Raw genomic sequence first — 26,271 nt, forward strand, 5'->3', positions numbered from 1 at the left:
GGAGAATTTCATGCGGTTAGTACAGTTTGAATTGAGCGACGGTCAGCGCCGGGTCGGGCTGGTCGATGGTGATCAGGTGCGTGAGGTCCAGGGTGTCGAAAGTGTTCGCGAGCTGGCGCTGGTGGCTATCGAGGCAGGGTCGGCTCTGGCGCATCAGGTCGAGCAGCGTGGCGTTGGCGAGACGCACGACTATTTGCAGTTGCTTGAGGAGTTGCGGATCCTGCCGCCGCTCGACCATCCTGATCCGGCGCACCTGCTGGTCAGCGGCACCGGGCTGACACATCTGGGCAGTGCGTCGGCACGCGACAAGATGCACCAGCAGTCCGGCGACGAAGCCACGATGACCGACACCATGCGTATCTTCAAATGGGGCGTCGAAGGCGGCAAGCCGACGGCGGGGCAGGCCGGTGTTCAGCCCGAGTGGTTCTACAAGGGTGACGGCAGCATTGTCGTGCGTCCCGGACATTCGTTTTCGCTGCCGCCCTTTGCCGAAGACGGCGGGGAAGAGCCCGAGCTGAGCGGCCTGTATGTGATCGGTCATGATCGCAAGCCTTATCGCCTGGGCTTCGCCATCGGTAATGAATACTCCGATCACGTCATGGAGCGTCGCAACTACCTGTATCTGGCGCATTCGAAACTGCGCGCCTGTTCGTTCGGGCCGGAGTTGCGCGTGGGCGACTTGCCGCAAAGCCTGTCGGGCACCAGTCGGGTCTGGCGCGATGGCAAGGTGCTGTGGGAGAAAGAGTTCCTCAGTGGCGAAGCGAACATGTGCCACAGCCTGGAAAACCTTGAATACCACCACTTCAAGTACGCGCAATTCCTCAGGCCGGGTGACGTGCATGTGCATTTCTTCGGCACCGCCACCCTGTCGTTCGCCGATGGCGTGCGCACCCAGCCGGGCGATCGTTTCGAGATCAGTCAGGCCGAGTTCGGTCAGCCGCTGGTCAACGGCCTGGCATCGAGCGAGCCGGTGTTTCAGCCGGGCGGCATCGGCAAGCTGTAAGCGCAGACGCGCCATACCTGTTTGATTGCTCACCGTGCCAGCGCTCGGCGCTGGTACGGCTCTACTTGCGCTCCGACTGTATCTGCGCCTGCCTTTTGCCCTATCATTCGCGCTTTTGCTGGCCGGATGAATTTCATGACTACCATACCCACCACACTGCTCGCCGCCCTCGAAGCCACCACCATGCTGGAAATCGACGGCCTGCACGCCTGGGACTTCTCTCTGGGCGAGGAACTGAACGTCGAATGCATGGACGGCCGCGAGCGCAAGGTATGGCGTTTCACCACGGCGCAAATCGACGCTGCGACCTTCGATGAATCCCTGCAAAGCTGGGTGATCAATGACGGCAACGCCGATCACCGGATCATCTGCTGCCTGGATGCCTTTACCCCCTCCGATGAAGATGATTCCGCGCAGGATTGAGTAAATGCGGGCTGGCGCTGTCATAGACCCGACCGTGCCGTAACAGGCATCAATAACCTCAACAAGATGGATGCCCCCATGCCCCATAAATTTCTGCCGTGGCTGGCGATTGCCAGTGCCATGAGCACATTTACCCTGCAGGCCCAAGCCATGCCAGATACTGAATTGCTGATCGGTTCCTACACGCAAGGCAAGAGTGAAGGGATCTATCGTTTTGCCTTCGACAGCGAAACCGGAATGATCGGCGCCAAGCCGCTGCAAGTGGTCAAAGCCGAAAACCCGTCGTGGCTGACCGTCTCCAGAGACCAGCGCTATCTGTTCGCAGTCAATGAAAACGGCCCCGGACAGAAAGACGTGGTCGGTAAGGTCAGCAGCTTTGCGATCGACCCGAAAACCCGTCAGATCACGCCGATCAATCAGGTTCAAAGCCGCGGTGAAGAACCGACGCACTCCAGCCTGAGCTACGACGGCCGCTACCTGTTCGTGGCCAACTACGCAGTAAACCCTGACCCGGGCGGCGCGCTGACCGTGGTGCCGGTAGGCAAGGACGGCACCTTGAGCGAAGCCGTTCAGGTCCTGCCGCTGGGGCCTGGAAGCAAGGTCAACAGTGAGCGGCAGATGTCCTCACATGTGCACCTGGCCGTGCCGACGCCGGATGACAAGTACGTAGTGACTGCCGACCTGGGCGCTGACAAGCTGTTCGTTTATCACTACGACGCGAGCCAAGCCAAGCCATTGCAGCCAGCCAAGGTGCCGTTCGTGCAGTTGCCGGGCGGCTCCGGACCCCGTCATACGCTCTTCAGCGCTGATGGCAAGCATGCCTGGCTGGTGCTGGAAATGACGGCTCAGGTCGTGGTGTTCGACTACCACGACGGCGTCTTCAAGCAGACCCAACTGGTCGACATGAAGAACAAGGGCGTGGACGAGAAAAACGGTGGTGGCGCCTTGCACACTTCACCGGATGGCAAATTTCTGTACGTGACCAATCGGGGTGACGCGAATCAGGTCGTGGTGTTCCGCATCGATCAGGCCAGCGGCAAGCTTGAAGAAATTCAGCGTCGTTCCCTGGAAGGCAAGGAGCCCCGCGAGTTCGCTTTCGATCCGACCGGCCAGTTCATGCTGTTCGCCAATCAGAAGAGCAACCAGATCGTGACCGTACGCCGTGATCCGCAGAGCGGCAAGATCGGTGAAACGGTACAGAAATTCGATGCAGATGCACCTTCTTACCTGCGTTTTCTGACCGACAAGTAATACGCTTTGGCTCCAGCCCGCACGATACAAGGGCTGGGGCCGTTATCATTCTTGATGATATGGGTTAGTGCTACAAAAGATTTCTGCTGAACCACCCTCGGGCGTAAGTTTGAGTCACGGCCATAACGGTCAGGACTTCAAACCAGCGTACAGACAGACAAGAGGGGTGACCGACATGAATTTCAATCTTTTCTCCATCATCGCTGCATCTGCAATCTCGGCAAGCGTCGCTCTCCCGGCCAGCGCCAGCGTCGAAGTGAACGACAAGAAAGCCCACTCGACTCAGACCTACACCACCAAATACCTGCAACAGAGCGCTAATTTCTACGCAGCGCTGGACCACAAATCCGCTCAATGATTGATCAGCCGTCACGCTTTCGCGAGCATGTTCGCCCACACAGGTCCCTGCGACTTACTGCCCAATGCGCGGCAGACCAAGCATGGAATGTCAGGCGAGCCTGTTCGCGAAAGCGCTGATGGCGGCACATCCGCGCCTGGAAACAAGGCTTCTGCCCAGCGGGCGTAGGAGCGAACTTGTTCGCGAAGGCGGTACTTCGGGCGCTACATTTTCTCTGAATTTAACGTCCCTTTCGCGAACAAGCGAAGCGTCGCCCGGTCCACTCCTACGCCCTCCCGGGCAGAATCAAAAGCTGAAGACTGTCAGGCGAGCCTGTTCGCGAAAGCGCTGATGGCACAACATTCAAGAGCGGACGCAGAGCGTCCAGAACGGCATTCCCACGCGGAGCGTGAGGAACGATAGTCAACTGCCGTGCCTCACGTTCTGCGTCACAGGTCTCTCAGTGCCCCACCTCGATGGTGCTCAATCCATTGCCCTGACGACGCACCTTGATCTGCACCGGGATTCGTTCGTGCATTTCCTGGACGTGGGAGATCACGCCGACCTTGCGACCCTGTGCCTGCAAGCCGTCGAGAGCGTCCATCGCCAGTTGCAGCGACTCCGGGTCGAGGCTGCCGAAACCTTCGTCGATGAACAGTGACTCGATGCGCAAGGTGCTGGATGCCATGGAAGCGAGGCCCAGCGCCAGTGCCAGCGAGACAAGGAAGGTTTCCCCGCCGGACAGCGAGTGAACCGAGCGCAGTTCGTCGCCCATTTCCGTGTCCATGACCAGTAGACCGAGCATGCTGCCGCCGCGTTTCAGGCGGTAGCGGCGCACCAGTTGCCTGAGCTGCGCATTGGCGTGATGGACCAGCAAGTCGAGGTTGTAGGCCTGGGCGATTTTGCGAAACCTGTCGCCTTCTGCCGAGCCGATCAATGAGGCCAGACGTGCCCAGCGCAGGTATTCGCTGTTGGCGTCGGCGATGCGCGCCTGCAGTTCGCTGTTGGCGTTGCTGCGGCGCTGATCTTCACTGAGCTCGGCCCGCAGGTCGGCGCAGTGCTGCTCGCTGAGCGCCGACTGTTCAAGGGCCTGTTGCAGCGCTGTCGCCAGTTGCGCACTGTCGGTCAGGTCACTGTGTTGCGCCTGATGCTGTTGCAGACGCTGATCGCGTTCCTGCAGCAACACTTTTGCCTGTTCCAGCGCCTTGTCGGTGCTATTCAATTGCACACGCAGTTGCTCGACATGCGCATCGTCGTAGGTCAGCAAGGTGTCCAGCGCGCTATCGTCCAGCTGAGGATGCTGAGCGCGCCATTCGCTGATCTGCACATCAAGTTCAGCCAGTTCCTGTTGCAGGGACTGCTGTTGTTGCTGTCCGGACTTGAGTTCGGCAGCCAGTTGAATCAGCTGATTGTGGATGTCCTGCAGCGCCTGCGCCGCCAGACTTTCCGCCTGCCTGGCCTGCTCGATGGTCTGCTCCAGCGTCTGCTGCCATTGCTCTGCGCTGGCGTGGTCGCCCAGCAGACCGGCAAGCGTCTGCTGACTGGTCTGCTGTTGCTCGCCGAGCCGGGTGAGTTCCTGCGCCAGTTCGGTCTGGCGGTGCAGACGCGTCTGCTGCTCGACCTGCTGCTTCTCGATCTTCTGCTGACGCTCGGTTTGCTCTTGCTGCTCTTCGTGTTGCTGCTCCAGCTGATCGAGACGCTGGGTCACCTGCTGTTCGAGCTGCAGCACGGTCGCCGATGCATCATTGCGCAGCCCTTCAAGCACCTGCGGTGATACCAGCGGCGTGAATGCCGTCAGTTCTTCTTCCAGTCGCTGCCCGTCGGCCTCCAGTTGTTTGAGCTGCTCGGCAACATGACCCGCAGCGGTCTGGCTGGCTTCGGTCGCCGCCTGAAGCTGCTGCTGCAGGCGCGCAGCGTCTTTTTGCAGGGTCAACAAGGCTTGCTGACGTTGCTCGTCACGGCTGATGACTTCGCTCAGTTGACTCAATTGCTGACTCAACCAGCCGTCGCGCTTGTCGGCGTCGCGGTCGAGCAATTGGGCGGCGAGGGGGTGTGACTCCAGGTCCGGTGCCAAAGCCTGATGGCGCACTGTGAGCTGCTCATGCTGGCGCAGCAGCTCTTTCTGCCGGGCGATTACGCCGCCGACCTGTTCACGCAACTGATTGCGTTGCTCGGTCAGCAGGTCCACGGCTTTCTGCGCGCTGGCCTGCTCGTTGTCGTCGTGTTGCGTGAGGCTTTCGAGCAGCGCCTCCGGCTGATGCCAGGGGTGTTCAATGCTGCCACAGACCGGGCAGGGCTGGTCGTCCTGCAACTGCACGCGTAACTCCTCGACACTGGCGCTGCGGGCCAGCCGCTGGCGCTCCAGCAGTTGCCGGGTGACGGTCAGGGTCTGCTCGGCGACGGTCAGTTCATCACGAACGCGAAGGCCTTCGCTGTTGAGCTGTTCGCGTTGCTGCTGGGCGCTCTGCTGTTGCTGGGAGAGGTCGGCAAGCTGGCGGTCGACGTCTTGCTGACTGGCCCATAGACGGGCCAGCTCCTCGAATGCACGTTGCTGTTTGCGGTTGTCCTGCAACAGGCTGCCGAGAATCTGCACCTGCTCGGCCACTGCCTCTACTTCGCAATCGGCTTCGCGGTACAGCAACTCCAGCGCGCTGCGTTGCTCGGTCAACTGCTGATCGGCAGTGCTGGCACGCTGCTGCAGCGCCGGCAGCTCACTGTGGCCGTGCTTGAGACGATTGGCGATCAGCGTGAGGGATTTCAGCCGGTCACGCCACGCGTTCCAGGCCTGAGCCAGCGGTGCCAGTTCGCTGCTGTGCTGCAGTTGCCCGGCAATACGCTCCAGACGTTGAGCCACCTGCTGTTGCTGATCGAGCAGGGTTTGCAGGCTGGTCTGGCCCTGGATGCAGAGCTGCTCGCTCTGCTGGTGCAGGTCGGACGCCTTGGCCAGTTCCTGGGCCAGGTGGTTCAGAGTGTTCTGTGCTTCGAAAGCCTGCAGCAACAGCGGTTTGGCGCTGCTGTGCGCTTGCTGTGCTTCCAGCAGACTGGTCTGCGCCTGAGTACGGCGGCTTTCCAGCTGTTGCTGCTGGTCGTGCAGCGAGGTCTGCTGTTGCTGATGCTGGCGAATCTGTTCAGCCAGCGGATCAAGCTGAGCGTTCAGTGTTACCCGACGCGCGAAGCGATGGCGCTGCGGGCCCAGGCGTTCCAGCTGGCCGAGGGTCTGGCGTGCACCGCTGTGCTCGTCCCAGGCCTGTTGCGCACTGTTCAGGGCTTCCTGGGCAGCGAGCTGTTCGTCACGCAGACGGTGCAGCTCGGTCAGCCACTGCTGTTTGATTTCCAGTTGCCGTTGTTGTGTCTGATGGGCCTTTAGCTGCTGCTGTGCGTCGCTCAGGCGTTGTTCCAGTTCAGCCAGCAGTTCCGGGGCCAGCGGGATGATGTTGCTGGCCTGCGCGGTCAGGGTTTTCAGGGCGTCTTCGGCTTCCTTGCTTTTACTGTAGGCGCGTCGACCGAGCTGGCTGTAGATCGCGGTGTTGGTGAGCTTTTCCAGCAGTTCGCTGCGTTCCTTGTCATCCGCCTTGAGGAATGCGCTGAACTCACTCTGGGCAAGCATTACGGCACGGGTGAACTGCTCGAAGTTCAGGCCCAGGCGGTTTTCGATCAGTTGCTCGAATTCGCGTTTGCTCTGGTTGCTGAGGATTTGCTCGCTGTCCAGATCGGTCAGGGTCTGGCGGCTGGCCTGCAGCTTTTTGGTCGCATTGTCGCGCGCGCGATTGGTTTCCCAGCGCGCGCGATAACGCCGCTGATCAATGCCGATGAAGTCCACCTCGGCGTAACCGCTGCCCGTGCCGCGGCGCAGCAGGGTACGTGGGTCGCTGGTGGTGATGTCGCCGTCGATGTCCGGGACCTTGGACTGACCAATATTACTCAGCCGCGGAATCGCCCCGAACAGCGCCAGGCACAGGGCATCGAGCAGCGTGCTTTTGCCCGCGCCAGTCGGGCCGGTGATGGCAAACAGTCCGGCGCTGGCCAGCGGCTCGGCAGTGAAATCGATTTCAAAGGGTCCGGCCAGCGAGGCCAGGTTTTTCAGGCGAATGGCGAGAATTTTCATGGCTGCTCGCTCTCCTGCTGGACTTCACGCAGCAGCGTGGCGAAATCGGTCAGCGTCTGTTCGTCGACCTCGCTGCCGAAGTTGTCCTGCCAGGCACGGCTGAACAGTTCCTGAGGCGTGAGCTGGTCCAGTTCGATCAGCGTGGCGTCACCCTCGCTGCCGTCCGCGCTGCCTTTGCCGGCGTATTCGGCACCGATGCGCACCAGCCGCACGGCCTTGCCCTGTAGGGCGTTTTCGATCTGGTTGCGCAGGTCCGGCTGGGGTTCATCCAGACGCACGCGCACTTCCAGCCACGGCTGGCGATCCGGATCGGCAAGCAGGTCGATGTCCGGCAGCGCCTTGAGCTGCACCAGCAGGTCGGCCAATGGCGCAGGCCCGAGGCGTTGCAGGTTGACGGCGCGAGGGATCAGCAACGGTTCGACACTGGTCAGCGTCTCGCCGTCGCAATTGATCTCCAGAATCTGGTGCTGGTAGCTGATTTCCGAAAAGGACAGCGGGATCGGCGAGCCGCTGTAGCGAATGCGCTCTTCGCCGTTGACGCGCTGCGGTTTGTGCAGGTGGCCCAGCGCAACATAGGTGATGCTCGGCCCGAACAGGCTGGCCGGCAGGGCTTCGGCGTTGCCGATGATCAGGCTGCGCTCGGAGTCTTCCGAGACCGAGCCCCCTGCCATGTGGGCGTGACTGATGGCGATCAATGCCTGACCGGGCTGGCGCTTGAGGTCAGCCGCCGCGATCAGTAGCTCATGCACCCGGCCGATGCCACGCAGGTAGTCATCGCCCAGGGTCGGGCCGGTGACTTCGGCGGGACGCAGGAAGGGCAGCGCCAGGCACCAGGCCTTGATGTCGCCATTGGCGTCTGGCAATGGCAACAGCAGGCGTTCGGCATCCAGTACGCCGTCGTCCAGCCACATCACCCGGCCCAGCGCGTGAGTGCGCAAGCGGCGCATCAGCGGGGCGGGAAGTTCGATACGCGAGCCGGAGTCATGGTTGCCGGCGATCATCACGATGGTCAGCAATGGCTGCTGTTCGTGGGCGTTGACGATGAAGTCGTACAGGCGCTCCTGCGCTTTGACCGGCGGGTTGACGGTGTCGAAGATGTCGCCCGCGATCAACAGTACATCCGGTTTACGGTCGGCCAGACGGGCCAGCAGCCAGGTCAGGAAGCAGGCGTGTTCGAAATCCCGCTCCTGGCCGTGCAGGTTCTGACCCAGGTGCCAGTCAGAGGTGTGAAACAGACGCATTGGTTTACCTTGTCGTGTAGGGGTGTTGCCTGAGCTGCATCCTTATTTGGGATACAGCGGCGGCAACCCGGCATCACCTGCCGGGTCCTGAATATGTTCGGCGGCGGGCAGTTTGCGCACCGCGCGCCAGAGGTCCTCGCCCAGCCACAGCTTGCCGGTTTCGCTGTACAGCGCACCGTTGAGACCGTCCAGAGCATCGGACAGCGGCACGAAACGCGCGGCCATTTCGGCCAGGGTTTCCGGCTGCTGACGTGCCCAGGCGTCGAGCGCCTGACGGGTGCCCTGCGGGTCGTTGGCCAGGCAGGCGCGTTTGAGGTCATCCAGTACGGTACGCGGGCTGGGCCCGGTCTGCACGGCCCGGGCGATTGCCGGCTGTCCACGGGCGCGCCACCACAGGCCGAAACCGAGCAGAGTGGTGCAGGCCAGCAGCAATGTGCTCATCTGCCACGGCCAGACTGGCGGGCCGATCACGGTCACACCGCTCATGTCGTTGTTCACCGGTGTGTCCACCGCCAGACCGGGGTTGCTGCTGATCTGCAGGGTGCGCGCGGGCAGGCTGCTGTGCTCCAGATGATCTTCGCGGGTGTTCCACCAGGTAACTTCAACCGCAGGCAGGTCGATTGCGCCGGCGCGGGCGGGCACCAGGGCCTCGCGTTCTTCGCGCGTGCCGATCAGGCCGCGTTCGCTGGGCAGGTTGCGCAGTTGTGGCTGATCCGGGTAACGCCGCAGGCCGGGTACTTCTGTGGGCGGCAAGGGGGGCAGCTGCGCGCCGGCCAGCCCTTCGGCCTTGAGCGTCAGGGTGCGGGTCAGCGAATCGCCGACCTGCGTAGTGCCGGGCTCCGGGCTCCAGTTTTCTTCCAGATTGATACTGCGTGCCGGCAGCCAGGCGACATCGGCCGGGTAGTCGGCAGGCTTGGGCTTGACGGTCAACGGCACTTCGGCGGATTTGACCCGCACCGACCGGCCCGGCTGCGGGCCGAACGGATTGGCGTCCTGGGCTTGCGAACCCTCGGCAGGCGTCTGCACCAGCGTGGCACTGAACACTTGCGCCGGTATCTTCAGTACGCCGCTCTGCTGCGGGTAGATCGCGTAGCGTGTCTCGATCACCCCATGGCGCACACCGTTGATCAGCTTTTCGTAGGTGCGCGAATCACCCAGTTTTTCGACCCGTGCGTCCGGCACTTGCAGAGGGCTCAGGCTGCTGTCGTCGAACAGTGACACCGAGTGGTAGACGCGCAGGGTCAGCACGGCCTGGGCCTGAACATACACGCTGTCCTGATCCAGGCTCGCTTCGATGAAGATCGATGCCAGATGGTTGCCTGGCTCCTGGGGTTCGCTCTGCAGGACCTGCAGGGTCAGCGGCTGGCTTTTCAGTTCGCCCAGTTGCAGCGACGGAATCAACACGCTTCCGGTCTCGCGGGGCAGCAGAGTGACGATCCAGCGCGTCGTGGCCTGGCTGCTGCCATCCAGGGTTTTCAGGCTGTTGAGCTGACGCGTGTCACGCACCTCGAAACTGCTTTCCAGCGCGCTCATGTCCGGTTTGCCGAACTGCGTCACATCGTCTGTTTCCAGCGTCAGTTCGACGGTTTCCCCGGCGTTGAGGCGCGTGCGGTCAACGCTGGCGGTCAGTTGCGCAGCCTGCAGCGACAAGGTGACCAGGCTCAGCAGCAGGCTGATCAATAAGGTGTACACGCGACTCATCGGGTCTTTTCCTGATGTTGCTGTTCGTAGCGAAATTTGCGCCGCAACAGTTCGCCCGGATCATCCGGAATCTGCCTCAGCCACTGCTCCAGTTCCTGACGCCGCTCGCCGGTCATGGGGCTGTCGGCGGACTGTAGCGGCGGGCGGGTGGTCTGTTCGTCGTCGGTCGACTCGCCCGAGGTGGCCTTACCACTGGTGTCTGGCGGCAGGCTTTCGCTGGTGCCGGGTTGATCCGATCGGGACGGGTTCTGCTCGGCGGGTGATGCGCTGCTGTTGGGGTCTTGCGACGCCTGTTGACCTTCTTCGCCCTGATCGGCCTTGTTCTGTTCATCCTGGGCAGGCTTCTGCTCATCGGCCTGATCCAGCAGGCCTTGCACCAGTGCCCGATTGGTTTGCGCCGCAGGGAAGTCGGGCTGCCGGTCCAGGGCCTGCTCGTAGGCATCCAGTGCCGCTGCCAGCTCACCGCCGCGGGCCAGAGCGTTACCACGATTGTAGTGGTCGGCGGCGCTGTTGCCTTCGGCAAACTGCCGGGCGGCGCTGGCGTAGTCTTGCGCCTGGTACAACGCCACGCCTTTCCAGCGCGAGTCTTCGAAGCGCTGCGCGGCCTCGGCCGGCCGATGCTGTTCCAGCAGGCGCTGGCCCTGTTGGTCGGGACGCAGCCACAGGTCCTGAAACTCGAACGCCTGGCTGTTCTGCGGAAACATGAACAGCAGCGGCAGGCAGAACAGCCAGCCGCGCCGGCCGGCCAGTGCCGCGATCAGCAACAGCGGCAGCAGCAACCAGTGGCCCTGGTCAGCCCAAGTGTCGAGCTGCACGACCTGACCGTCGCGGGTCATGTGTCGGGGGCTGGCCAGCAGACCGAGGCTGCGCAAGTCTTCTTCATCGCCGCGTGCCTGACGATAGCTGCCACCCACCTGATCGGCGAAGTCGTTGAGGCTGGTACTGTCCAGACGCGGCACCAGAATCGCACCTTGATCATCCTTGAGCAGGCTGCCGTTTTCCTGCGTGACCGGTGCGCCTTCCGCTGTGCCGACCCCGAGAATCAACAGCGGCGGCGATTGCCCGCGCAACGCGGCGCGGATGCCCTGACGTTCCTGTTCGCTCAGCGACGAGGTGATCAGCAGAATCCGCCCCTGACCCAATGCGCCCTGTTTGAGCAGGTGCAGCGCTTTCTGCACGGCCAGATCGGCGCGCTGGCCGGTCACCGGCATGATCGACGGTCTGATGGCTTCCAGCAGGTTGTGGCTGGTGACCAGATCATCGGACAGCGGCACCAGGGTGTGTGCGCTGCCTGCGTAGACGACGATGGCGGTCTGTGCATCGCTGCGTTTTTGCAACAGGTCCAGCAGCTTGCGTCTGGCCTGTTCCAGGCGGGTAGGCGGCGTGTCGGTGGCGAGCATCTGCGGGGTGAGCTCGAGAATCACCACCAACGGATCGACCGGTTTCTGGCTGATCTGTTCGACGCGCTGCCAACTGGGGCCCAGCAAGGCGAAAAGGGCCAGCAACCAGGCGAGCCCCAGCGCGATCCATGGCAGTTTGCTGTTGCTGCCGCGCCCGCCGTTGAGCAACACCTCATGAAAGTGAGTGGGCAGCAGCATTTGCCAGCGTCCGGCGCGTTTCTGCCGGTGCCAGAGTCGCCAGATCAGCAGCGCCAGCAAGGGCGTGATCAGCAGCCATTCCGGGCGAAACCAGTGCGGCCAGAGTCCGCTGATCATCGCGACCTCCACAGGCTTTTGCAGCGCTCGCGCCAGTTGATGGAACGCACCACCGCCAGCAGGCGTTGCAGTGCGTTGTTCGGCCATAACTCGCGCAGCACCAGCAGCACACTCAACAACAGGGCTGTCGCCAGTGGCCATTGATAAAGCGCTTGCGCCGGGCGCGCCTGGGTGGGCTGCTGTGCAACCGGCTCCAAGGCATCGAGGGTGGCGCGGATCTTTTCCAGCTGGTCGCCATCGCGCGCGCGGAAATACTGGCCACCGCTGAGGCTGGCGATTTCCTTGAGCGTCGGTTCGTCCAGATCAAGGCTGGGGTTGAGGCCCAACACGCTTTGCAGCGCGTCCTTGTCCGGGTCCGAGCCGATGCCGATGGCGTAGATTTTCACGCCTTCTTCGGCAGCCAGCCGTGCGGCGGTGATCGGATCGATCTGACCGGCGTTGTTGGCGCCGTCGGTGACCAGCACCAGCGCACGACTGGTGGCCGGACGCATACGCAGACGTTTCAGGGCCAGGCCGATCGCATCGCCCAGCGCAGTGTTCTTGCCGGCAATGCCTATCCTCGCCTCGTCGAGCCAGACGCGCACGGTGCGGCGGTCATAGGTGAGTGGCGCCTGGACAAACGCCTGGGTGCCGAACAGGATCAGGCCGACCCTGTCGCCCTTGCGGCCTTCGAGAAAATCACCGAGCAGTTGTTGCACCAGCACCAGCCGGCTGACTTCATCGCTTTTCCATTGCATGTCCGGGTAGTCCATCGAGCCGGACACGTCGACCGCCACCAGCAGGTCGCGGCCACTGGCGGCGACCGGCAGTGGCTCGCCCAGCCACTGCGGTCGCGCTGTGGTGATCAGCAGCAACAGCCAGATCAACAGAAACGGCGCACGCTGTCTCCAGACCGGCAGATTGGCTTTGGCGCGGCGACCGCTCAGGCCTTCGAGTTCACTGAGAAAGCTGACCTTGAGCGCCGGCTCGCCGCTGTCGGCCATGGGCAGCAGGGCGCGCATCAGCCACGGCAAAGGCAGCAGCACGAAAGCCCACGGCCAGGCGAACTCAAACATGTTTGCGAATCCAGGTATCGACCGCCTGAGTCAGGCCGGTGATGGCCTTGTCGTCCAGTTTGCACTCGGGCTTGTAAGCGCCTTCGACCAGGATCATCCAGCGCGTCAGACCGGCAGCCGGGCAGCGGTTGTCGAGGAACGCCAGCCATTTGCGGCCGTTGAGGGTATGGCTCTGGCTGTGCGGGTAATGGTTACGGCACAGGCGCTTGAGCAGGCCGTTGATCTGCTGCAGCCAGGCACCGGCCGGCGCGCCGTCGTAGGGTTTCGGCAGGCTCGCCAGCTCTGCCAGCGCGGCGAGGCGAACCGGGTCCAGCGGCTGTTCGCTGCGCACTTTGGGGGCTTTGGCCGGCAGCAGTTTGCGCAAGCGCCACAGGCCCCAGCCCGCCACGGGGATCAGCAACAGCAGCAGCCACCAGCCCGGCGCAAGCGGCCAGAAGCCGATCGCTTCGGGCGCAATCAGCGGCTCCAGCTGATCGAGGGGATTCATTTGCGCTTTACCGGACGACGCGCATTGAGGTATTCGCGCAGTTGTTCGACCAGCTCCGCCTGGGTGCTCAAGGGCATGAGCAATACCCGCAGCTTCTGCGCCAGCAACTCCCAACGCGCCGTGCGCTCCTCGCCCTGTTGCCGGTAGGCGCGGCGCAGTTCGGGGTTGAGGGTGTCGATCTCCAGTTGCGCGCCGCGCTCGGCAAAGCGCAGCAGACCGGCAGCGGGCAGGGCGCGGTCCAGTGGGTCGGACAGCGGCAGCAACAGCAGGTCGCTGTGGCGTGACAGCAGGCTCAGTTGTTGTTCGGCGGCATCGGACAGGGCGCGCTCGTCGCACAGGACGATGACCAGACTGCCGGGGCGCAGCACTTCCCGGGCACGACGCAGCGCAGTGCCGAACGCATCGCGGTCTGGCGGAATCTCGGTATGCAACGACTGATTGACCCGCACCAGCCGGTTGAGCAGTTGCAGCAGGCTTTGTTTGCTGCGCCGGGGCTTGATCTCGTAGTGTTCGTTATCGCCGAACACCAACCCGCCGACCCGGTCATTGTGTTCCAGCGCCGCCCAGCCGATCAGCGCCGCCGCCTGAGCGGCGAGTACCGACTTGAACATCAGGCCGGAGCCGAAGAACAGCCGTCGGCTCTGTTCCACCAGGATGAAAATGGGCCGTTCGCGTTCCTCATGGAACAGCTTGGTGTGCGGCTCCTGCGTACGTGCCGTCACGCGCCAGTCGATGCTGCGCACGTCGTCACCGGCCTGATAGACCCGCACCTGATCGAAATCCACGCCACGCCCGCGCAGCTTGGAATGGTGCAGGCCGATCAGCGGGCTGCGCTGGCTCGGGGTGGAAAACAGCTGCACTTCCCGCACCCGATGACGCATCTCGATCAGCTCGCTGAGGCTGACGCGGATGCCCGGCTGGGGGATCAGGTAGGGTTGCATGGGGTCAGGCGACGGCCACGACGTCGAGGATGCGCTGAATCACGCGATCCTGATCGATACCGGCAGCTTCGGCCTCGAACGACAGAATGACCCGGTGGCGCAAGACATCGAACAGCACTGCCTGAATGTCTTCGGGGCTGACGAAGTCGCGTCCGGCCAGCCAGGCATGCGCACGGGCGCAGCGGTCCAGCGAGATGGAGCCCCGCGGGCTGGCACCGTAGGCAATCCATTCGGCCAGTTCCGGGTCGAACTTGGCCGGGGTGCGGGTGGCCATGACCAGTTGCACCAGGTATTCCTCGACCGCATCGGCCATGTACAGGCCAAGGATTTCCTTGCGTGCGGCGAAGATCGCCTGCTGGCTGACGCGGCGCTCCGGCTTGGTTTCGCCATTCAAGGCTTCGCCCCGTGCCTGTTGAAGGATCTTGCGTTCGACGGCGGCATCCGGGAAGCCGATCTTGACGTGCATCAGAAAGCGGTCGAGCTGGGCTTCGGGCAGCGGGTAGGTGCCTTCCTGCTCGATAGGGTTCTGGGTCGCCATGACCAGAAACAGCGGCGACAGGTCGTAGGTGCTGCGCCCGACACTGACCTGCCGTTCGGCCATGGCCTCGAGCAGCGCCGACTGGACCTTGGCCGGCGCACGGTTGATTTCGTCGGCCAGCACCAGGTTGTGGAAGATCGGCCCTTGCTGGAACACGAAGCTGCCGGTTTCCGGGCGATAGATTTCCGTACCGGTGATGTCGGCAGGCAGCAGGTCGGGGGTGAATTGAATGCGGTGGAACTGGGCTTCGATACCTTCTGCCAGCTCCTTGATCGCCTTGGTCTTGGCCAGGCCGGGAGCGCCTTCGACCAGCATGTGGCCGTCGGCAAGCAGGGCGATGAGCAGACGTTCGATCAGCTTTTCCTGGCCAAGGATCTGCGTTGAAAGAAAAGTTCGCAGCGCAATCAGCGCTTCACGATGTTCCATCGGTGACGGTTCCTGGCAGGGCGAACAGCGGTGTCTGATGACTGCTGAGCTGGGGGCGATACTTTAATCCATCCAGGCAGGTATCGACTAACGACTCCCGCGTTTTTTATTGCATTTAGAGAAGTGCCTGTCATTTATGCAGGTATTGTCCTACATGATCCATGGGTGTCCATGTAGGACGACTGGCTCGGGCTCCCGGAGCCGCGGCGTCAGAGTCGATAGAAGCTCGCCGCGTTATCCCACAGCGCCTGACGAGCGCCGCTTTCGCCCAGTGCGTCGATCAACAGGTCGATATCGTCGGGCCGGAAGGGGCGGGGTGCGCGGGTCGACGGCAGGTCGGTGCCGAACATCAGGGCATTCGGGTTGGCGGCGTGGATATCCCTGAGGGCCTCGCGCACCGGAAAGTCCACACGCCCGAAACCACAGGCCTTGATTCTTACGCCGTGCTCGGCAAGGCGCAGGACCACGGGCAGCCCTTCGGCACTCAGCCCCAGGTGATCGATACTGATGGCCGGGAGTTTGCGCAGGCGTGTTTCGATGGGCGCCAGTTCCCGCGAGTCGATGTACAGCTCGGAGTGCCAGCCTGCGTGCTCATGGACACGCACGGCCAGGGCCTCCAGCTGGTCGAGCTGCTCTGAGCCGCCGCGCTTGAGGTTGAAGCGCAAGGCGCGCACGCCTGCGGCATTCAGGGTGTCCAGTTCCGCATCGGTGACGCTGGCGGGCAATTGCGTGACACCGACGAAGCCCGGTCCCAGCAGACGCAGCGCCTGAAGCAGATAGCCCTGATCAAAACCCTGAAAGGAGCCCGATACCACCGCGCCGCCCTGAACGCCCAGCGGCTGGACCGTCGCAAGGTAGTCACTGACAGCGAACGGCTCCGGCAGATAACCGTTATTGGCGATCAGCGGGAAACCAGGATCGATGATGTGGCAGTGGGCGTCGAAAATGCGGTTCATGACACACTCCTGTTTGGCGAAGTGCTCACTTTAGCGCTTTTTGCCCATCAGCTGATTGTGCTGGTGTACTCACCGACGTTTTCGAGAATGATCTGTAACGTCTGGTGAACGTCCTGCAACTCGCCTGCGTCGGTGGCATGGAGAATTTCGTACTGATGGTGGCCATCGAGCTGCTTGGCGTCCTGCGGTTCGATTTCCACCAGCAGGCGCTCGGCACTGAAGGTGACCTTCAGGCTGGACACGTTCAGTGACTTGTCGTCGCTGACGGTGATTTCCACTTCGTTCTCGTCCGGGAAACGGGTCAGGGAAAACAGCATGCCGTTTTCTGCGTGGCAGCAGAGCAGTGCCATATCGTCGTATTCGTCGTCGCACGGGTTGGCGATGAGGCTGGCGGTCTTGATTTGCATGGGTGGCTCCGGGTCTGTCCAGGTAAGGCGTGAGGGGATTTTGCCAGTCCCGGGCAAATTATGTCGGGCGATATTGGCACCATCGTACGCAGTGTATCGCGACCTGATGACCGAATATGTCGCAGCCTCGTAAGCAGTGTGCGCTCAGCTCTCGTTAAGCTGCATGACAGACGAGTGGTGTACGGTGTCGGGTGCGCGTAGCGTTTTTTCACCACGATATACAAATGTGACTACCCTGACACAGCGCGCGTTACTACTTTAGCTTTACACTCGATCAGGTGATGCCCACGCGATTGACTGCAAGGGCACACCGGTTTCAACACCTTCTTCAAGCCTCCCCAATAAAAGCCAAAGCGGAGTACCACAGATGGCGTTCTTCACCGCAGCCAGCAAGGCCGACTTCCAGCATCAACTGCAAGCGGCACTGGCTCAGCACATCAGCGAACAGGCACTGCCACAAGTGGCGCTGTTCGCCGAGCAATTCTTCGGCATCATTTCCCTCGACGAACTCACCCAGCGGCGGCTTTCCGACCTGGCAGGCTGCACCTTGTCCGCGTGGCGCCTGCTGGAGCGTTTCGAACATGCTCACCCGCAGGTCCGTGTCTACAACCCCGATTACGAGCGCCACGGCTGGCAATCGACTCATACTGCCGTTGAAGTGCTGCATCATGACCTGCCGTTTCTGGTCGACTCCGTACGTACCGAGCTGAACCGCCGCGGCTACAGCATCCACACCCTGCAGACCACCGTGCTGAGCGTGCGTCGCGGCGCTGCTGGCGAATTGCTCGAGCTGCTGCCCAAAGGCACCACCGGCGAAGACGTGCTGCAGGAATCGCTGATGTACCTGGAGATCGACCGCTGCGCCAATGTCAGCGAGTTGAACGTGCTGGCGCGCGAGCTGGAGCAGGTGCTTGGCGAAGTACGCGCCGTCGTCGAAGATTTCGGGCCGATGAAAGCGCGTCTGCACGAACTGCTGGCCAGTATCGATGCCAACGAGTCGAACACCGATGTCGAGGAAAAGGCCGAGATCAAGGTCTTCCTGCAATGGCTGGTAGACAACCACTTCACCTTCCTCGGCTACGAAGAGTTCGAAGTGCGCAACGACGCCGAAGGCGGCCAGCTGGTCTACGACGAGTCGTCTTTCCTGGGGCTGACCCGACTGCTGCGCCCCGGCCTTACCCGCGAAGAACTGCACATCGAAGACTACGCGGTGAAATACCTGCAGGAACCGGTGCTGCTTTCGTTTGCCAAGGCGGCGCATCCAAGCCGCGTGCACCGCCCGGCTTATCCGGATTACGTTTCGATCCGGCAGATCGACGCGTCGGGCAAGGTCATCAAGGAATGTCGCTTCATGGGCCTGTACACCTCGTCGGTGTATGGCGAGAGCGTGCGGCAGATTCCGTACATCCGTCGCAAGGTCGCCGAGGTCGAGCGTCGCTCCGGCTTCGACGCCAAGGCGCACCTGGGCAAGGAGCTGGCGCAGGTGGTCGAAGTGCTGCCACGTGACGACCTGTTCCAGACGCCGGTGGACGAATTGTTCACCACGGTCATGTCCATCGTGCAGATTCAGGAGCGCAACAAGATTCGCGTGTTCCTGCGCAAGGACCCGTACGGCCGCTTCTGCTACTGCCTGGCCTATGTGCCACGCGACGTATATTCCACCGAAGTACGCCAGAAGATTCAGCAGGTCCTGATGGACCGCCTCAAGGCCAGCGATTGCGAGTTCTGGACGTTCTTCTCCGAATCGGTGCTGGCGCGGGTGCAGTTGATTCTGCGCGTGGACCCGAAGATCAATCTGGACATCGACGTCGCCCAGCTGGAAAACGAAGTCATTCAGGCGTGCCGTTCGTGGAAGGACGACTACGCCAGTCTGGTCGTCGAAAGCTTCGGTGAAGCGCACGGCACCAACGTGCTGGCCGACTTCCCGAAAGGTTTCCCGGCCGGCTACCGCGAGCGCTTTGCGGCGCATTCGGCAGTCGTCGACATGCAGCACGTGCTGAGCCTCAGCGAAGCCAATCCGCTGGTGATGAGCTTCTACCAGCCACTGGCCGGTGGCCGCCAGCAATTGCATTGCAAGCTGTATCACGCCGATACACCGCTGGCCCTGTCCGACGTGTTGCCGATTCTGGAAAACCTCGGCCTGCGCGTGCTGGGCGAGTTCCCGTACCGCTTGCACCATGCTAATGGTCGCGAGTTCTGGATTCACGATTTCGCCTTCACCTACGGCGAAGGCCTGAGCCTCGATATCCAGCAGCTCAACGACACCCTGCAGGATGCGTTCGTGCACATCGTGCGCGGTGATGCCGAAAACGATGCGTTCAACCGTCTGGTACTCACCGCCGGCCTGCCGTGGCGCGACGTGGCGCTGCTGCGTGCCTATGCGCGTTATCTGAAGCAGATTCGTCTGGGCTTTGACCTGGGCTACATCGCCACCACACTGAACAACCACACCGACATCGCCCGCGAGCTGACGCGTCTGTTCAAGACCCGGTTCTATCTGGCGCGCAAGCTGGGTTCCGACGATCTCGACGACAAGCAGTTGCGTCTGGAGCAGGCGATTCTGACTGCGCTGGATGACGTGCAGGTGCTCAACGAAGACCGCATCCTGCGTCGCTATCTGGACCTGATCAAAGCCACGCTGCGGACCAACTTCTATCAGTCCGATGCCAACGGGCAGAGCAAGAGCTACTTCAGTTTCAAGTTCAACCCGCGCCTGATTCCCGAACTGCCCAAGCCGGTGCCCAAGTTTGAAATCTTCGTTTATTCGCCGCGTGTCGAAGGCGTGCATCTGCGCTTCGGCAATGTGGCGCGTGGCGGCCTGCGCTGGTCGGACCGCGAGGAAGACTTCCGTACCGAAGTGCTGGGCCTGGTAAAAGCCCAGCAGGTGAAGAACTCGGTGATTGTGCCGGTAGGTGCCAAGGGCGGCTTCGTGCCGCGTCGCCTGCCGACCACCGGCAACCGCGACGAAGTGCAGGCCGAGGCAATCGCCTGCTACCGCATCTTCATCTCCGGGCTGCTGGACATCACCGACAACCTCAAGGAAGGCGCACTGGTGCCGCCGGTCAACGTCGTGCGTCATGACGATGATGACCCGTATCTGGTGGTGGCCGCCGACAAGGGCACGGCGACGTTCTCCGACATCGCCAACGGCATTGCCATCGACTACGGCTTCTGGCTGGGTGACGCCTTCGCTTCCGGTGGTTCTGCCGGTTACGACCACAAGAAGATGGGCATCACCGCCAAGGGCGCATGGGTGGGCGTGCAGCGTCACTTCCGCGAACGCGACATCAATGTGCAGCAGGACAGCATCAGCGTGATCGGTATCGGCGACATGGCCGGTGACGTGTTCGGCAACGGCCTGTTGATGTCTGACAAGCTGCAACTGGTCGCAGCATTCAACCACCTGCACATCTTTATCGATCCGAACCCGGACCCGGCCAGCAGCTTTGCAGAGCGTCAGCGCCTGTTCAATCTGCCGCGCTCGTCCTGGACCGACTACGACACCAGCATCATGTCCGCCGGCGGCGGGATCTTCCCGCGCAGCCTGAAGAGCATTGCCATCACCGAACAGATGAAGGCGCGCTTCGACATCAAGGCCGACAAGCTGACCCCGACCGAACTGCTGCATGCGCTGCTCAAGGCACCGGTCGATCTGTTGTGGAACGGCGGTATCGGCACCTACGTGAAGTCCAGCGAAGAGTCGCACGCCGATGTAGGCGACAAGGCCAACGATGCGCTGCGCGTCGACGGCAACGAGCTGCGTTGCAAGGTGGTGGGCGAGGGCGGCAACCTGGGCATGACCCAACTGGGCCGTGTCGAGTTCGGCCTCAATGGCGGCGCGACCAACACCGACTTCATCGACAACGCAGGCGGTGTGGACTGTTCCGACCACGAAGTGAACATCAAGATCCTGCTCAACGAAGTGGTGCAGGCCGGTGACATGACCGAGAAGCAGCGCAATCAGCTGCTCGAAAGTATGACCGACGAAGTCGGCCACCTGGTGCTGGGCAACAACTACAAACAGACCCAGGCGTTGTCGCTGGCAGCCCGTCGTGCTTACGAGCGGATTGCCGAATACAAGCGCCTGATGAGTGACCTGGAGGCGCGTGGCAAGCTTGATCGTGCCATTGAGTTCCTGCCTGCTGAAGAGCAGATTGCCGAGCGGATTGCGGCCAAGCAGGGCTTGAGTCGTGCCGAGCTGTCGGTGTTGATCTCGTACAGCAAGATCGACCTCAAGGAAGCGTTGCTGGAATCCCGTGTGCCGGATGACGATTATCTGGCGCGAGACATGGAAACCGCGTTCCCGCCGTCGCTGGGCGCCAAGTTTTCCACGGCCATGCGCGGCCATCGCCTGAAGCGCGAGATCGTCAGCACGCAGATCGCCAACGATCTGGTCAACCACATGGGCATTACCTTCGTGCAGCGGCTCAAGGAGTCGACCGGCATGAGCGCTGCTGCGGTGGCCGGTGCCTACGTGATCGTGCGTGACATCTTCCACCTGCCGCACTGGTTCCGTCAGATCGAGGCGCTGGACTACAAGGTTTCGGCCGAAATCCAGCTGGCGCTGATGGATGAGCTCATGCGCCTGGGGCGTCGTGCCACACGCTGGTTCCTGCGCAGCCGTCGCAACGAGCTGGACGCTGGTCGTGACGTGGCGCACTTCGGTCCGCACCTCGCTGCACTGGGTCTCAAGCTTGACGAACTGCTGGAAGGCCCGACCCGCGAGATCTGGCAAACGCGTTATCAGGCGTACGTCGAAGCCGGTGTGCCGGAACTGCTGGCGCGCATGGTCGCCGGTACGACGCATCTGTATACGCTGTTGCCGATCATCGAAGCCTCCGACGTCACCGGGCAGAACGCTGCGGACGTGGCCAAGGCGTACTTCGCCGTCGGCAGCGCGCTGGACATCACCTGGTACCTGCAGCAGATCAGCAGTCTGCCGGTGGAAAACAACTGGCAGGCGTTGGCACGTGAAGCGTTCCGTGACGATGTCGACTGGCAACAGCGGGCAATCACCGTGTCGGTTCTGCAGATGGCCGACGGTCCTTCGGAAATCGATGCGCGTCTGGCTCTGTGGCTGGAGCAGCACACACTGATGGTCGAGCGCTGGCGTGCCATGCTGGTCGAGCTGCGTGCGGCAAGCGGCACGGATTACGCCATGTACGCCGTTGCCAACCGCGAACTGCTGGACCTGGCTATGAGCGGGCAGGGCATCACGGTCTGATCCGCTTGTAACAGGTTGATCCATAAAAAACCGCATCGAGAGATGCGGTTTTTTTGTGGTGCGCCAAGCATGGCGCGTTGCGCCTAAGCGCAACCAGCTTGGCTGTGGTGACCACGCTGGTGACTTTAAGGTGCAAGTTCTCTACACACCCGGCAAGGGGAAGTGTTAGTCGGAGGCAAGGGTGTCGCGGGTGACTGCGAATCTGAAGGAAGCCCGAGGCAAAATGCTGGCCTGATGAACAGGAGGCGGATGGGGCGGCACAGCGGGGTAAGGCGGCCACAATCGTCAAAGCCCGATACTTGCACGGACGCTGTGACTCCGACAGGCACAAGCAGAAAGGTCGCGCGAATTACCTTGGGAGATCTGCACGCTTGCCATTGTGCTACCGAGCGTCGAGAGGCGACGGGATGAGCGTGCAGGAGTCAGCTGAAGCCTATTAAGTGACGAATAACCCCGTCATCAAGGGCTGAACAGGTTATGCCGCCAGTAGGCCTTCACCCCATGTCTGGGGCGGTACTGTAAGCACTTCGTCCATGATCATCTTGGCCGTGACGCTTCCTTTAGGATGTGGTCTGCGTGCTACTTGGTGGCTGCCGGCTATAAAAGAGGTCGATGGTAATGAATAATCCTGCGTTGCTGCCTGCCTGAAAGCGTCCGGATGGCCGTGGAATCGGTGTCCGGATACTTGTGGAAGACGCAGGCTAACCCAGTGAATTCGGGGCTATGGGCACGCCTCGGGGACCATAACGTTTGACACTTGCGGTTCTGGAGTGCCGGTTAAGGTCGGAAGGGGGCTGGTCGCCCCACACACTGTTTCAGACGAGCAATGACGTCAGGCGCTGTTTTGGCTGTGTCGATCCTGCCGATATCATCAAGATAGATGTCTATCGTACTTCCCCATTCAGGCGTGATGTCGATGCACCTCTGAAAACCCTTGTCGGTCCACCAATCGAACATCATGAAAAAGTCCTTGTCAGGGAATATGTAGCTGAACTCAACGGCTGAACCGCCCCCTTTGGGCATGTCACCCTTATAGATTCGATGCTGCGTGTTCCAGATGTACCGAAATTCTTCCTTTCCTTCATGTGAAAAATTGACAGCTACGACTGGAGATGCCAAGTACCAAAATGCAATTGGGCAGACTAATAAGGCGCCAAGCACCCATCGGCCATATCTGAACTTAGCGTTATTCGCCTTTTTTTCACTGGTGCCTTTCCCCCCCATTCTCCTCGCGTTATTGCAAGAAACTCACTTGTTGCCGTCGTGCGTAATGTTTCCGTAAGTAAGTCGTCTCGGTCTGCATGGTGGCCGTGCTGATTGTCTTTTTTGTGTTGCTGGCAGGGCGCTTTAGGACCGAAAGGGGGCAGATTCACCCACGCATTGCTTCAACCGGGCAATAACCTTAGGAGATGTTTTTTCGATATCGACCCTACCAGCCCTATCAAGGTAGATGTCTATCGTTGCCCAGCGCTTAGGTGTGATGTCCATGCATTTTCGTAAACCTCTGTCGGTCCACCAAAAGAACACCATGAAGAAGTTCTCATCAGGGAATACATGACCAAACTCCGATGTCGCTTCCCCCGGTAGCATTCGCTGCCGTGTAATCTGGTCGTGAGTGTTCCAAATTAAGCGCAGTTCGTCCGTGGCTTCTTTAGGGTAGTGGACAATTACGCCTGGAGCAGCAAGGTACCAAGCCACCAGCGGAGCTATCAATAGGAAAAGGAACAAGTAACGGGCCTTAATTTTCTTTGCATTTGTGCTCAATAACATGTGCTACCTATTCTTGAGCGGCTGGTTGGGCACCTTAAGGCCGGAAAGGATCAGCGTCACCCTCACATCTCTTCAAGCGAGCAATAACGTCAGGGCCAGTTTTAGCAGTTTCGATGCGGCCTCTGTCATCGAGGTAGATGTCTATCACGCTGCCCCATTTTGGCGTAATTGCTATACACCTCCGCAGACTCTTTTCATTCCACCAATCAAAGTTCATAAAAAACTTCTCATTGGGGAAGATATGCCCGATATCGTATGTGCCTTGACCCGGAAGCATTCCTTCTTTATGAGTGTTGTGCTGGGTGTTCCAGATCACACGAAGCTCGTCTGTAGCTTCTTTAGAATAATGGACACGAACGATAGGGGTCGCCACGTACCAGAACAGCGCTGGAAGAATTATGAATGCCCCAATAAGATACCGGGCCTTAATATTTTTCACAGACATGGACACTGGCGCCATCTCCCCATTCTGACGGTGTGACCGCGAGTACTTTGTCCATGATCATTCTTGCCGTGACGCCTCCGTTTGGATTCTCATAGAAGAGTTTAACGCCAATGCTAATAGAAATCCGATCCGGGACGTCATCCCATGCGCGCATCCCTTCCACGCCCTCAGTGGCATGAGGTCCTTTGAGTCTCTGATCTTCTTTGGCTTCGAATATCTGCTCTCCCCACCGTCGTAATTGATCTGAAACAATCTGCTCGACACCCGCGCCGTCTAAAAGGACGCTCTCACTGAGTCCTCCGGCCATGCCCACATAGCCGTAATGAATGTTGGACCAAATATCGTAGTAGTAGTCGTACTTGCCTTGCCTATGGCGATACCTGCCAAACTTCGCGTGGATCTTTGGTTTGTGGTCCCAATCACGACCCTGGCCTACTCGCTCAGTCCAAAGGATCATGGCTGCCGCCATGTTTGAAGCGCCGATAGCTTGAGGGCTGGTGTTCCCTATTTGGGCGTACCAAGGCAGGTCCATTTTTTTACGAGTCTCTTCCGCAACGTCATAGCTGAGCAGCTCATTCATCTTCAAGACGGAGGAGTGGTGGATATTGTTGTTCATCTCGTCTGCGATGTAGGTCGCCAGCTTCTCCATCATGTTCGGATGCGTACAGCCTTCAGGTCCATCATTTGGTACAGCTTCCTCTTCAGGTTTCTCACGGGCCGCATTTGGATTTACCAAAGCGTTTGCCGCCAAGGCTTTCTCCGTGAGCTTCGGGTCAGCCAACAAGGTCGCCATCTTCTCGTCGTCCACGGAACCGTCTGGCCGGAAGGCCCCCAGCGCCATGAAGTTAATAATGGTCGCGCCACCAGGGTCACCCATGACGAAGCCGCCACCGACATTACTGGAGCCCGTGATGATTGTCCCGCCGTGACTGGTTGGGCTTCCCAAGTGGGCCATAGGACGGCCATTCACCTGAATAGATGGGAAACCTGAAGTGATGACCGCCCCGCACCCACAGGTATCACCCACGCGTGCCGCGCCCATGCCGTTGATGTTGACGTCACCGGATGCAGAAGCGATCGGCGTTGTACCGTGACCCGGCAATGGGCAGGCGTGCTTGTCGCCCAATCGAGCTGAAGAAATCATTGCAGGCCGTCCTTGTGTCTTTGATCCGTTGACAATAATCAGCGTTTAATTGACGGATGGGAGGCTATCGGAGACGTGAAAGGCGGTCTGTAGGAGAAGTCTTAATTTTCGCGTGGTGCCCTGAGAATCTGATCGGGATCTCATCTATATTTCTGGCTGTGGTGGGTGACATCGTCGTAGTGGTAGCAAATCTTAGTGCCTGAAAGAGTCTGGCTGGCCGTGGGGGGGAAGGTGGTGTGAGAGGACGGCGGGTGTGAACCCGCCCCCTACTCGATTCTGCGTTTATAGGTCTCGGGCCGTCAATCAGGCCGCCGCAGACAGGTGCTCATAAAGAATCGTCGCACCCACCACGATCAACACGATACCGCCAATGATTTCAGCGCGTTTGCCGACCATGGTGCCCAGCACCCGGCCCAGCATCACGCCGATGGTGACCATGACCGTGGTCGCCAGGCCGATGGCCAGGGCGGCAACCACGATATTGACGTCGACAAACGCCAGGCCTACGCCGACCGCCAGTGCATCGATACTGGTGGCGAATGCGGTGACGGCGAGAATCCAGAAAGAATGCTGCCCCGGCTTTTCCTGCTCTTCGTCATCGTCGTGCTTGATGCCGTTGTAGATCATGTGCAGGCCTAGCACCAGCAACAGGGTGAAGGCGATCCAGTGATCCCAGCTCTCGGCGAAGCGCGCAGCCACCTGGCCAATGCCCCAGCCGATGACCGGCGTGATGGTTTCGATGGCGCCGAATATGAGGCCCGTGCGCAACGCTTCGAGAAAGCGCGGTTTATGCAGGCTTGCTCCTTTACCAAGGGCCGCAGCAAAGGCGTCCGTGGACATGGCAAGCGCGAGAAAGAGGAGGGAAATCGGGTTCACGGTTATATCCAGTCGGGCTATGAGTCAACGACGCAACCACACGCCCGACTTTAGGCATGGATGCATCGTTGGTCTCGCCAACCAGAAGGTGTTCGCACCACGGCATGCTGCCGAGAATGTTGATACGAACGCTCTGTGACCGGAGTCACGAGCAGGCTACTCCCCAACAAGGGCCGCCACTATAGCCATGTGAATGTGAAAAATATATGTACGGGCATGCTCGAAA

The 26,271-nt window shown here is 60.8% G+C and carries 20 protein-coding genes; 5 read left to right on the forward strand and 15 right to left on the reverse strand.

Going from position 1 to position 26,271, the window contains the following annotated elements; genetic code table 11:
- Positions 1-10 precede the first annotated feature (10 nt).
- The 4 genes from araD1 (at position 11) to KBY02_RS23215 (ending at position 3,035) form a co-directional block, all read left to right on the forward strand.
- Entirely contained in the window at positions 11-1,003 is a 993-nt protein-coding gene (araD1, locus tag KBY02_RS23200) for an AraD1 family protein (protein ID WP_122319648.1), read from the forward strand.
- 135 nt (positions 1,004-1,138) lie between these two features.
- Positions 1,139-1,426, forward strand: coding sequence for a DUF5629 family protein (locus KBY02_RS23205; RefSeq protein ID WP_162496686.1), 288 nt, complete (start codon positions 1,139-1,141; stop codon positions 1,424-1,426).
- A 78-nt stretch (positions 1,427-1,504) separates the two neighbouring features.
- Positions 1,505-2,677: a lactonase family protein gene (locus tag KBY02_RS23210; protein ID WP_164990127.1), complete on the forward strand. Its 1,173-nt coding sequence runs from the start codon at positions 1,505-1,507 to the stop codon at positions 2,675-2,677.
- Between the two features lie 175 nt (positions 2,678-2,852).
- A complete protein-coding gene (locus tag KBY02_RS23215; protein ID WP_003406532.1) occupies positions 2,853-3,035 on the forward strand; it encodes a hypothetical protein in 183 nt (60 codons plus the stop codon).
- A 439-nt stretch (positions 3,036-3,474) separates the two neighbouring features.
- On the opposite strand, the gene KBY02_RS23220 is transcribed toward KBY02_RS23215, so the two are convergent.
- From KBY02_RS23220 to KBY02_RS23265, 10 genes are all read right to left on the reverse strand, one after another.
- On the reverse strand, positions 3,475-7,119 hold the full coding sequence (locus KBY02_RS23220) for an AAA family ATPase (protein ID WP_032657446.1): 3,645 nt from the start codon (positions 7,117-7,119) through the stop codon (positions 3,475-3,477).
- The gene (locus KBY02_RS23225) at positions 7,116-8,360 is read right to left on the reverse strand and encodes an exonuclease SbcCD subunit D C-terminal domain-containing protein (protein WP_003406534.1); all 1,245 of its coding nucleotides are present in this window, start codon (positions 8,358-8,360) and stop codon (positions 7,116-7,118) included. The genes KBY02_RS23220 and KBY02_RS23225 overlap by 4 nt, the downstream gene beginning before the upstream one ends.
- Before the next feature lie 42 nt (positions 8,361-8,402).
- A complete protein-coding gene (locus tag KBY02_RS23230) occupies positions 8,403-10,061 on the reverse strand; it encodes a BatD family protein (RefSeq protein ID WP_024650794.1) in 1,659 nt (552 codons plus the stop codon).
- Positions 10,058-11,776 carry a VWA domain-containing protein gene (locus tag KBY02_RS23235; protein WP_003406536.1) on the reverse strand — a complete coding sequence of 573 codons (1,719 nt, stop codon included), beginning with the start codon at positions 11,774-11,776 and terminating at the stop codon, positions 10,058-10,060. The genes KBY02_RS23230 and KBY02_RS23235 overlap by 4 nt, the downstream gene beginning before the upstream one ends.
- Positions 11,773-12,831: a vWA domain-containing protein gene (locus KBY02_RS23240; protein WP_104683885.1), complete on the reverse strand. Its 1,059-nt coding sequence runs from the start codon at positions 12,829-12,831 to the stop codon at positions 11,773-11,775. Before KBY02_RS23240 ends, KBY02_RS23235 begins: the two co-directional genes overlap by 4 nt.
- Positions 12,824-13,318 (reverse strand): DUF4381 domain-containing protein, encoded by a 495-nt coding sequence (locus KBY02_RS23245; protein ID WP_024650796.1) that lies wholly within the window; start codon positions 13,316-13,318, stop codon positions 12,824-12,826. The genes KBY02_RS23240 and KBY02_RS23245 overlap by 8 nt, the downstream gene beginning before the upstream one ends.
- Positions 13,315-14,259 (reverse strand): DUF58 domain-containing protein, encoded by a 945-nt coding sequence (locus KBY02_RS23250; RefSeq protein ID WP_003318876.1) that lies wholly within the window; start codon positions 14,257-14,259, stop codon positions 13,315-13,317. The genes KBY02_RS23245 and KBY02_RS23250 overlap by 4 nt, the downstream gene beginning before the upstream one ends.
- Positions 14,260-14,263: 4 nt before the next feature.
- Positions 14,264-15,223: an AAA family ATPase gene (locus KBY02_RS23255; protein ID WP_003342804.1), complete on the reverse strand. Its 960-nt coding sequence runs from the start codon at positions 15,221-15,223 to the stop codon at positions 14,264-14,266.
- Positions 15,224-15,432: 209 nt separating this feature from the next.
- Positions 15,433-16,179: an amidohydrolase family protein gene (locus tag KBY02_RS23260; protein WP_032657451.1), complete on the reverse strand. Its 747-nt coding sequence runs from the start codon at positions 16,177-16,179 to the stop codon at positions 15,433-15,435.
- 47 nt (positions 16,180-16,226) lie between these two features.
- Complete coding sequence (locus KBY02_RS23265; RefSeq protein WP_003406543.1) at positions 16,227-16,586, reverse strand: hypothetical protein; 360 nt, start codon at positions 16,584-16,586, stop codon at positions 16,227-16,229.
- A gap of 367 nt (positions 16,587-16,953) precedes the next feature.
- Here KBY02_RS23265 and KBY02_RS23270 point away from each other — a divergent pair, with 367 nt between their 5' ends.
- A complete protein-coding gene (locus tag KBY02_RS23270) occupies positions 16,954-21,810 on the forward strand; it encodes an NAD-glutamate dehydrogenase (RefSeq protein WP_032657454.1) in 4,857 nt (1,618 codons plus the stop codon).
- A 777-nt stretch (positions 21,811-22,587) separates the two neighbouring features.
- Here KBY02_RS23270 and KBY02_RS23275 read toward each other — a convergent pair.
- The 5 genes from KBY02_RS23275 to mntP form a co-directional block, all read right to left on the reverse strand.
- Positions 22,588-23,034 (reverse strand): hypothetical protein, encoded by a 447-nt coding sequence (locus KBY02_RS23275; RefSeq protein WP_096135783.1) that lies wholly within the window; start codon positions 23,032-23,034, stop codon positions 22,588-22,590.
- 123 nt (positions 23,035-23,157) lie between these two features.
- Positions 23,158-23,580, reverse strand: coding sequence for a hypothetical protein (locus KBY02_RS23280; protein ID WP_024640808.1), 423 nt, complete (start codon positions 23,578-23,580; stop codon positions 23,158-23,160).
- A gap of 34 nt (positions 23,581-23,614) precedes the next feature.
- Positions 23,615-24,025, reverse strand: a complete 411-nt coding sequence (locus tag KBY02_RS23285; protein WP_024640807.1) for a hypothetical protein — start codon at positions 24,023-24,025, stop codon at positions 23,615-23,617.
- A complete protein-coding gene (locus KBY02_RS23290) occupies positions 24,006-25,169 on the reverse strand; it encodes a polymorphic toxin type 44 domain-containing protein (protein WP_024640806.1) in 1,164 nt (387 codons plus the stop codon). The genes KBY02_RS23285 and KBY02_RS23290 overlap by 20 nt, the downstream gene beginning before the upstream one ends.
- A gap of 303 nt (positions 25,170-25,472) precedes the next feature.
- Positions 25,473-26,045 (reverse strand): manganese efflux pump MntP, encoded by a 573-nt coding sequence (gene mntP / locus KBY02_RS23295; RefSeq protein ID WP_003409706.1) that lies wholly within the window; start codon positions 26,043-26,045, stop codon positions 25,473-25,475.
- Positions 26,046-26,271: the final 226 nt, after the last annotated feature.

This window comes from Pseudomonas sp. P129 (genome assembly GCF_020312195.1).
Lineage (GTDB): Bacteria > Pseudomonadota > Gammaproteobacteria > Pseudomonadales > Pseudomonadaceae > Aquipseudomonas > Aquipseudomonas fragariae.

Excerpts from the sequence above, each read along its gene's own strand:
- araD1 (WP_122319648.1), top strand. The coding sequence starts at position 11 with ATGCGGTTAGTACAGTTTGAATTGAGCGACGGTCAGCGCCGGGTCGGG.
- KBY02_RS23205 (WP_162496686.1), top strand. The coding sequence starts at position 1,139 with ATGACTACCATACCCACCACACTGCTCGCCGCCCTCGAAGCCACCACC.
- KBY02_RS23210 (WP_164990127.1), top strand. The coding sequence starts at position 1,505 with ATGCCCCATAAATTTCTGCCGTGGCTGGCGATTGCCAGTGCCATGAGC.
- KBY02_RS23215 (WP_003406532.1), top strand. The coding sequence starts at position 2,853 with ATGAATTTCAATCTTTTCTCCATCATCGCTGCATCTGCAATCTCGGCA.
- KBY02_RS23220 (WP_032657446.1), bottom strand. The coding sequence starts at position 7,119 with ATGAAAATTCTCGCCATTCGCCTGAAAAACCTGGCCTCGCTGGCCGGA.
- KBY02_RS23225 (WP_003406534.1), bottom strand. The coding sequence starts at position 8,360 with ATGCGTCTGTTTCACACCTCTGACTGGCACCTGGGTCAGAACCTGCAC.
- KBY02_RS23230 (WP_024650794.1), bottom strand. The coding sequence starts at position 10,061 with ATGAGTCGCGTGTACACCTTATTGATCAGCCTGCTGCTGAGCCTGGTC.
- KBY02_RS23235 (WP_003406536.1), bottom strand. The coding sequence starts at position 11,776 with ATGATCAGCGGACTCTGGCCGCACTGGTTTCGCCCGGAATGGCTGCTG.
- KBY02_RS23240 (WP_104683885.1), bottom strand. The coding sequence starts at position 12,831 with ATGTTTGAGTTCGCCTGGCCGTGGGCTTTCGTGCTGCTGCCTTTGCCG.
- KBY02_RS23245 (WP_024650796.1), bottom strand. The coding sequence starts at position 13,318 with ATGAATCCCCTCGATCAGCTGGAGCCGCTGATTGCGCCCGAAGCGATC.
- KBY02_RS23250 (WP_003318876.1), bottom strand. The coding sequence starts at position 14,259 with ATGCAACCCTACCTGATCCCCCAGCCGGGCATCCGCGTCAGCCTCAGC.
- KBY02_RS23255 (WP_003342804.1), bottom strand. The coding sequence starts at position 15,223 with ATGGAACATCGTGAAGCGCTGATTGCGCTGCGAACTTTTCTTTCAACG.
- KBY02_RS23260 (WP_032657451.1), bottom strand. The coding sequence starts at position 16,179 with ATGAACCGCATTTTCGACGCCCACTGCCACATCATCGATCCTGGTTTC.
- KBY02_RS23265 (WP_003406543.1), bottom strand. The coding sequence starts at position 16,586 with ATGCAAATCAAGACCGCCAGCCTCATCGCCAACCCGTGCGACGACGAA.
- KBY02_RS23270 (WP_032657454.1), top strand. The coding sequence starts at position 16,954 with ATGGCGTTCTTCACCGCAGCCAGCAAGGCCGACTTCCAGCATCAACTG.
- KBY02_RS23275 (WP_096135783.1), bottom strand. The coding sequence starts at position 23,034 with ATGGGGGGGAAAGGCACCAGTGAAAAAAAGGCGAATAACGCTAAGTTC.
- KBY02_RS23280 (WP_024640808.1), bottom strand. The coding sequence starts at position 23,580 with ATGTTATTGAGCACAAATGCAAAGAAAATTAAGGCCCGTTACTTGTTC.
- KBY02_RS23285 (WP_024640807.1), bottom strand. The coding sequence starts at position 24,025 with ATGTCTGTGAAAAATATTAAGGCCCGGTATCTTATTGGGGCATTCATA.
- KBY02_RS23290 (WP_024640806.1), bottom strand. The coding sequence starts at position 25,169 with ATGATTTCTTCAGCTCGATTGGGCGACAAGCACGCCTGCCCATTGCCG.